The 6,096-nt window shown below is 38.4% G+C and carries 5 protein-coding genes; 3 read left to right on the top strand and 2 right to left on the bottom strand.

Annotated elements, in window-relative coordinates; genetic code table 11:
- Positions 1 to 313: 313 nt before the first annotated feature.
- Together QZ265_RS09360 and QZ265_RS09355 are read right to left on the bottom strand one after the other, a co-directional pair.
- The gene (locus QZ265_RS09360; RefSeq protein WP_296405581.1) at positions 314 to 1,384 is read right to left on the bottom strand and encodes a Cj0069 family protein; all 1,071 of its coding nucleotides are present in this window, start codon (positions 1,382 to 1,384) and stop codon (positions 314 to 316) included.
- Positions 1,385 to 1,851: 467 nt separating this feature from the next.
- Positions 1,852 to 2,715, bottom strand: coding sequence for an alpha/beta hydrolase (locus tag QZ265_RS09355; RefSeq protein WP_296405580.1), 864 nt, complete (start codon positions 2,713 to 2,715; stop codon positions 1,852 to 1,854).
- Positions 2,716 to 3,043: 328 nt separating this feature from the next.
- On the opposite strand from QZ265_RS09355, the gene QZ265_RS09350 reads away from it, so the two are divergent.
- The 3 genes from QZ265_RS09350 (at position 3,044) to QZ265_RS09340 (ending at position 5,825) form a co-directional block, all read left to right on the top strand.
- Positions 3,044 to 3,295: an NAD(P)-binding protein gene (locus tag QZ265_RS09350; protein WP_296405578.1), complete on the top strand. Its 252-nt coding sequence runs from the start codon at positions 3,044 to 3,046 to the stop codon at positions 3,293 to 3,295.
- 33 nt (positions 3,296 to 3,328) lie between these two features.
- Entirely contained in the window at positions 3,329 to 4,669 is a 1,341-nt protein-coding gene (locus QZ265_RS09345) for a GMC oxidoreductase (protein ID WP_296405576.1), read from the top strand.
- Between the two features lie 202 nt (positions 4,670 to 4,871).
- Complete coding sequence (locus QZ265_RS09340; RefSeq protein ID WP_296405575.1) at positions 4,872 to 5,825, top strand: NAD(P)-dependent oxidoreductase; 954 nt, start codon at positions 4,872 to 4,874, stop codon at positions 5,823 to 5,825.
- Positions 5,826 to 6,096: the final 271 nt, after the last annotated feature.

Here is a 6,096-nt window from a genome sequence, read left to right as displayed (position 1 = left end):
GTCTTTTTTTCACCTGTCATTTGATATTGCACTTCATGTGTTAATCTAAGATTTATAAAAAACTTTATAACCTTTAGAAACAAAACTAAACATTGTTAATCAATTATTCATCAATAAAATCTTTAATAAAGCCATATTTCATAATGAAAATTAGGGTTTCGTAAAGCCATTAAAAAAGTCATAAAAAAAAGTCTGAGCTATGAACTCAGACTTTATAATTTTGGCTACATACGTTTATGACTTAATATTTAGTCATTTAATTGTTTAGTTACTAAGCTGTTTTTAGGCCTACCAATCAATTCAATATGGTCGATTAGATTCTAAAGGCTGGAAAACGTGGATTCACCACACTTTCGGCTTCAATTAGATTCATAATTTCATCAGCAATATTTTCTGACAACTCTAAATTTGTCGAAAACCCAACACAAGAGGCATTAATCTCGCCTAAGACATAAACGTCATTGCCTTTTTCATCAGTATCTAGGATAAAATCTGCGGTCCATAATAAAGGCAGTGAGTAGCCACCGAGGCGCACTTGGAGCATAGGAATGCTGGCTTCTACTTCATCCACCATGTCTTGCCACTGCTCAGGTTTATCATAACGATAGGTTGCACCAGAGAATAAAGTGGCGGAGAATGCTTCAGGTGATTCAGCAGGCTTTTTATGCACCACAGATACCGCCTTATCACGCAGCATTAGCACACGAATTTCACCTTCTTTGATACGTGGTAAAAAAGGCATGTCCAATAACATACCGCTATCACCTTCTAAATACTGATAGCAAAAGTCTATGAACTCACCTAAGGTCTTTTCTTCAACGTGGTTATCACGAGCTTCAGTCAACTTTAATAAGGCATCTTCTGGTATTTCAGTGACATCTTGATATATTTTTGGGTCTTTTAATTGAACCCGCCAAATCCCTTCACCTGTTGAACCACGGTTTTGTTTTAGGACACGCTCGCCACGCGCTAACGTTTGCGGGAATCGTGATTTTAAGTCCTCGTATTCATAGTAACAATATACATCTTCAGGAACCAAGGTCGTGCCTTTTAAACGCTCGACAACATTCTTAGCCCCATAATTAATCATTACATCTGGATGAGGTAAACCTTTTACCCCTTGATGTACCAATTCTCGTAGCATCTGAAAATAACCGGTTTCATCTTTTAGATTACCTGGGTTAATACGGCTCACATAAGCATCGGCTTTATCGATAGTATAGCGATAGATTTCCCCGCGATTTTCATCACTATAAAAAATAACTTCAGCACTCCATCCGCGAGCCTTTAATGACTCTATAATCGGATAAGTGTCATGACGATAGCCATACTTGCTTTTATCCGAGCCACCACGAGCTTCAAAAATAACAACATGTTTTTTCATACTAATATCTCTGTAAATGCCAATAATTATGTGATCGTTAGAATTATTTAATAGTTAGAATAAGGTAGTTATAAAATAAGCCGAACAAAACGTAAAGAGTTAAGTAGCAGAACAACTGTGGCTAAAAATGGAACATTAATATAGTTATGTGAAGATTAGTAGGGGATAAATCAGAGTAGGTTTTAGAAGGCGCAAGTCTATAGAAGAGTAAGATAGAAAACAACACAAGCGCGTAATCTTTTTATTTATCATAAAGTTTATAGATCAATTAATCCATTAGCGACTTGTCAGTTTGACTTGCGTACTAAAAAACCAAACGGCAAAAAAACCAAACAGTTGATTAAACAGGAGTAGTTTCCGCTTATGCTATACTATACATTAATGTAGTTTTGTGACCTTATAATGACAAAAGCACAAGGTAATATAGGTTTTCAATAAACCTATGCGGAGACCTTTAAATTAGACAGTTAAGCATGGTTTTTAAGATAGCTGAGAAGTAAGTTATTAAACTCGCTAGCCTTACCAATATGTGGCCAATGACCTGCATGACTATAAAAATGAGCATCTGCGTTAGGCATAGCTTCTAGTAACTCAAAGCTACGAGATAAAGGCACGACTTTATCATTCATCCCATGAATTAATAAGACAGGTAAAGGTAGTTGACCTAAAGCCAAGAAGTCTAGAGGCAAGTGTTCACGGTCATTATCGCGCGCTGCCAATAAAGTGGTTCTAAGACCATTGGCTTGTTCTTTTACGGCGGCTTGATAACGTAACTTGACTAAAGTTTCAGATACCACTTCTTCATTGCAGATGTTTTTAAGTAAATCTTGTCGTATCAAGTCAGCTGAGAGCGAGGTTTTGTTGTTTTGAGGACGAACAGTTTTTGGTCTTTTTGTCTTTTTCGTGCCTCCGGTTCCGATGGACACCACACCATAGAGACGCTGTGGATGGTCTATCGCCAGCTGTAAAGCTATCCAGCCTCCTAGAGAGCTGCCGACCAACCAAGCTTTGTCTATACCCAAAGCGTCCATTAGACGTAGCGTATGCTCCCCCCATTGTTTGATGCCGTATGAACTGTCGGGGGCACTGATAGTCTCGCCATAACCAATAGAATCAAAGGCAATAGCACGATAATCTCGACTAATATGAGGAATGTTCTGCCACCAAGTCATTGCCGCTGAGGTGCCTGAACCTGAACCATGCAGTAGTAATACTGGGATACCTTCACCCTGATCGTAATAGTGTGTAATTTCATCAGAGTCAGTCTGAATCCAACTATCTTTAAGATTAAAAAACTTATCAGTTTTAAACTCAGGAGGAGATAAAGTCATGATAGTGTCTGCTCTGATAACGTCGATGAAAATCTATTTTAGCTTAATTTATCGTAGTTTAGGGTGCTTTTTCGGCTATTTTTTAACCCTAATAATAATGTCATTAATAAAACTGCAAAAGTACTTACTCGTAAAGCTAAAGCTAATACCCTATAGGAAAACTTACATCAAATATAAGTTAAATAAATTACGAAAGCTAAAGAATAGGGTAAGCCTTGCTTGGTAGACTAAAGGCTAATAACTCATTAAAAAAAGCAAGTTTAATTGTAATGAAAGTGATTTCAACAGCCGTTGAAATGGCGAATAACAAAACAATATCAGGAATCGAATGCAACGACGTAAATTTATTAAAACAATGGGCTTAAGCCTAGGTGCAGTAGGCACATCAGCGGCAGTAAGTGGCTGTCAAACATTAAGCACCAGCCAATCGGCCACTCAAAAGAAGTTGAGCCCGAAAACTATTCAAGCGGGACACTTTAGTAATATTATTGTCGGCAGTGGCTATGGTGGCGCCGTTTGCGCCCTACGTTTAAGTGAGCAAGCACATAAAGTGCTCATTTTAGAGATGGGCATGCGCTGAAATAGAACCCCAGACCATTCTACCTTTTGTAAAATGATTAGCGCCGATGAGCGTTCTAGTTGGTTTAAAAACTGGCCGAGCGCTCCGATTCCAATTCCACGTCATATAAAAAAATATCCAGGGGTGTTAGACCTTATTGAATATGACGATATGAAAGTGTTTGCTGGTCGAGCCTATGGCGGTGGCTCAATTGTTAATGGAGCAATTGCTATTGAACCTAGACGGTCACATTTTGAGCAGACCTTTCCTTGGATAAACAGCGAAGAGATGTACAGCACCTTTTTTCCAAAAGCTTTAAAACAGCTGAAAGTCAGTCAGATTCCAGAAGACTTTTTTAAGACCTCTGAGCACTATGAATACACTCGAGCTGCTGAAAGTCAGGCCATAAAAGCGGGATTAACCACCCAGTTTTTTGGCAATAGCTATGATTTTGACTATATGCAAAAGGAAGCCAAAGGAGAGGTATATCCATCGGCATTAGGCGGTGAGGTCATCTATGGCAATAATGCTGGTAAATTTTCGCTAGACTTAACCTATCTAAAAGATGCGGAATCTACTGGCAATGTGAGCGTCAAAACACTGCGTAAAGTTTGTAATATAGAACAGTTGCAAGATGCCGATAAGCTCAATAAGTTAAAACTTGAAGTGCAGGTATTGAACAAACAAGGTGGTGTTGATGCCATTGAATATTATACCTGCGACAAGCTATTTTTAAATGCAGGTAGCACTGGCACTTCAGAGCTGTTGCTAAAAAGTCAGGCCTCAGGCACGCTGAACAATCTTAACGAGCATATCGGTCAGCACTGGGGACCCAATGGCAATATTATGACGGGTCGTAACTTTGTGCATGCGGCAGGTGAGGCTCAGTCTACCATCCCTGTGAAAGGGATTAATATGTGGGATGGTGATAGAGACGGCTCAAAATATAAGATATTTGCAGAAATTGCACCGCTACCTTTAGGACTTGAGACTTGGACTACCTTGTATTTGGCCATTACTGACAACCCTGAGCGAGGCAGTTATTATTATGATAAAGCGTCGCAAACGGTGAAGCTCAATTGGAAACGCTCGCAAAATGAGTATTCCATTAACGCCGCCAAAGAGCTAATACAAAAATTAGCCAAAGCCAATGGTGGACGTACATCAAGCTTATTGTTTAGCAAAGGATTTGGTGATAACTTTTGTTATCATCCTTTGGGCGGTTGTGTGTTAGGTAAAGCCACGGATGATTTTGGACGAGTTAAAGGCCACGAGAATATATACGTTCAAGACAGTGCTCTGATACCGGGTAGTGCTGGTGTTAATCCTTATGTATTTATTACCGGTCTTGCCGAGCGTAATATGAGTTATATTATGCAGCAAGATTTTGTTTGATTCTTAAAATATGTTGTGTGTTTTAGAACTTACTTTTTAAGTGTTTTTGAATCGATGTTTCGACGAATATGTATAAAAATGAGTCTCTACTAGGTTTTTTGATCAGTATTCATAACTTTAAGGCGTATCGCTAACTACAAAAAGCAATCATAAAAAGCCAATCATAAAATCTTAAATAAATTTATCAAGAAAGGATAATTCAATGAAAGCTGTCTTATTAGATGAAGATAGATTTGCAGAAGATATACAGTTGACGACACCTGAGGCATTGAGCGAGTTGGTTCGATTCAAAGGTACGCCTCAAGACAATGCAGTCATTATTGAACGTTGCCAAGATGCAGATATTGTCATCGTAGGCTCGTTACGTATAGAGCGTGAGGTTATCGAAGCCTTGCATAATCTTAAGCTGTTACAAGTAACCTCTGTGGGCACCAACCAAGTTGATATCAAGGCTTGTGAGGACAACGCAGTCAAAGTTCTTAATGTCCCCGGCTTTGCAACAGCTACTGTAGCCGAGCATACTTTTATGTTATTACTAAATGCCATGCGAGCTGGGGTTAATTATCATAACAAGGTCAAAGATGGCAGCTGGAAACAACAAGACAGAGCTGACATGATGAATGCTGATATCATTGATTTAGAAAATTTGACATTAGGTTTAATTGGCGTAGGCGATATCGGTAAACGGGTATCAAAAATCGCTGAAGCTTATGGCATGAAAGTGTTATGGGCAGAGCATAAGGGAGAGACGCCACGTAACGATAGCTACACCGAATTTGATACAGTATTGGCCGAATCAGATGTGATTAGCTTACACTGTCCTTTGACCGAGAAAACCAAGCATTTGATTGATGATGATGCTATCTCAAAAATGGCTAAGACCCCTATAGTGATTAATGTGGCGCGAGGTAAAGTAGTAGATACCCAAGCGCTTGCTAAGGCCATTAAAGCAGAAAAAGTTTTAGGCTTTGCTACTGACGTGTTTGAACGTGAGCCTGCTGATATTAATGACCCAATTGTACAACTTGCCAATCAGCCACATCCTCGAGTTATTCTAAGCCCACATGTAGGGGCAGCCAGTAAAGCTTCTCAAGTTAAGCTATGGGAAGTTGTGCGTAATCAGGTGAATCAATTCGTCAAAGAAAGTTCAAAATAACAATACAATTATATAATGGTCTATATGAGCCATATTTTTTTGTGGATATTAAAAACTGTATTTGGTATAAATCGCTAATTATAAACGTAGATTTACACTAGCTAACTTCACTTTAGATAAGGCTTAAAGTAGTATAGGATGTAATAACCATAGATAAATTTAGTTTGGCTTATAGCATTTCTGGAATTGTCTAAGTATTATGTTATAAGTTATAAAAGTTATAAAAAAAATTTTCTGAAATTATAAGGAGTCTTATTTTGTTCGATATTAA

It is taken from the genome of Psychrobacter sp. (assembly GCF_018260395.1).
Taxonomy (GTDB): Bacteria; Pseudomonadota; Gammaproteobacteria; order Pseudomonadales; family Moraxellaceae; genus Psychrobacter.
This window is presented reverse-complemented; position numbering and strand designations above follow the sequence as displayed.